This is a genomic window from Cellulomonas algicola (assembly GCF_003851725.1).
GTDB lineage: Bacteria > Actinomycetota > Actinomycetes > Actinomycetales > Cellulomonadaceae > Cellulomonas > Cellulomonas algicola.
In genome coordinates, this window is record NZ_BHYL01000462.1 from 1 (window position 1) to 1,247 (window position 1,247).

Genomic DNA, 1,247 nt, shown 5'->3' on the forward strand with positions numbered 1-1,247 from the left:
AGTCGGTGTAGAACGTCTCGAGCTCGTTCGCGACCGTGCGCAGGTCCGACTTGATCGAGGCGTCCACCGCCTTCTTGCGCTGGTTCAGGAACACCGGGATCGCGATCGCCGCGAGGATACCGATGATGATGATGACGACGAGGAGCTCGATGAGCGTGAAGCCCTTGTCCTTCTCCTCGATCGACTTACGAACGCGAGCGATCATGCCCGTCTCCTTCAGTCTCAGAATTCATGTCCACACCCACCCGACGGAACGGGCTACTGCGTCATTCGGGACGGGCCGGAAGGAACTTGAGCGCAGCTCGGACGATCACCCGGTCGGCGCACCGACCGGGTGATCGTCAGGGAAGGGCGAACTCCGCGGCGCCGGCGCACCCGGTCGCGGCGGACTGCCGGACGATCCCGCCGCCCGCCTCCGACACCCAGGTGTTGCTGCCGACGCCCGTGTCGCTCCAGCCGCGCAGGCAGTAGGCGTCGCCGTCGCGGACCACCTCGACGGTCGTGCCCCGCGTGATCCGCATCTCGGCGCGCACGGTCGACTCCTCCGCCGTGCCGTCGCCCTCCGTCCGGGACGCCTCGACGACGACGGCGACGTTGCGCAGGTCCGACTTCACCGCGGCGTCGAGCGCCGTCCGCCGCTGGGACACCAGGATCGGGATCGCGATCGCCGCGAGGATGCCGATGATGACGATGACGACCAGCAGCTCGACCAGCGTGAAGCCGTGGTCCCGACCACGCGCCCGCGACGCTGACCTCGTGATGTGCTCCATGTCAGCCTCCAGAAGAGAACAGGCCGGGTCGCGCGTCCGGAGGACTCGCGACCCGGCCTGCGGTCAGAGCGTCAGGCTCACGGGGCGGGTGCCGTGGAGGCCGCACCCGGCGCGCCGGGCTTCAGGCCACCGTTGCTGGTGTAGCTGAAGACCTTGGTGGCGGCCGTGTTGGCGGTCCCCTTCTCGTTGTAGCCGTTGATGGCGTACGTCTGCGAGGTGGAGTCCACGACGACCGAGATGACGTTGCCGGGGCTCAGCTTGATGTCGATCGCCGCGTTCGACGTGGCGCCGGCCGAGTTCGCCGCGATGGTGACCTTGTTGTTGGTCTGCGACGCCGTGTTGGCGGTGATGCCCGTGCTGGGGTACTGCTGCCAGTCGGTGTAGAACGTCTCGAGCTCGTTCGCGACCGTGCGCAGGTCCGACTTGATCGAGGCGTCCACCGCCTTCTTGCGCTGGTTCAGGAACACCGGGATCGCG

Annotated in this window: 3 protein-coding genes; all 3 read right to left on the reverse strand. The window is 67.7% G+C overall.

Features of this window, described 5'->3' with window-relative positions:
• Positions 1-205 (reverse strand): prepilin-type N-terminal cleavage/methylation domain-containing protein (locus CTKZ_RS20830; protein ID WP_124343101.1); only part of this gene is annotated, 205 nt, incomplete at its 3' end.
• A 136-nt stretch (positions 206-341) separates the two neighbouring features.
• Positions 342-770 (reverse strand): type II secretion system protein, encoded by a 429-nt coding sequence (locus CTKZ_RS20835; protein WP_124344680.1) that lies wholly within the window; start codon positions 768-770, stop codon positions 342-344.
• A gap of 77 nt (positions 771-847) precedes the next feature.
• The coding region (locus CTKZ_RS21840) for a hypothetical protein (RefSeq protein WP_160142950.1) at positions 848-1,247 on the reverse strand (400 nt) is incomplete at its 5' end.